The organism is Flavobacterium sp. UBA4854, assembly GCF_002399805.1.
Taxonomy (GTDB): Bacteria; Bacteroidota; Bacteroidia; order Flavobacteriales; family Flavobacteriaceae; genus Flavobacterium; species Flavobacterium ginsengisoli.
Map to the genome: position 1 here is coordinate 1881 of NZ_DHEI01000115.1, position 296 is coordinate 2176.

The window sequence follows — 296 nt, forward strand, 5'->3', positions numbered from 1 at the left end:
ATCTTTTTAGATAAAAATGCATTGCCAACAGGTGGTAGTTTCTACGCCTTAATTGCGACAACATACTCTTTCTAGAGATAAAGATTTATATTTTTTTTTTTTTTTTGGAGCTGTCGAAACATTCTAATGTTTTGGCAGCTTTTTTATTTGTTTCAAGTTTAAGGTTTCAAGTTTAGGGTTTCAAGTTTAAGGTTTCTAGTTTAAGGTTTCAAGTTTAAGGTTTCTAGTTTAAGGTTTCTAGTTTAAGGTTTCTAGTTTAAGGTTTCTAGTTTAAGGTTTCTAGTTTGAGGTTTCTA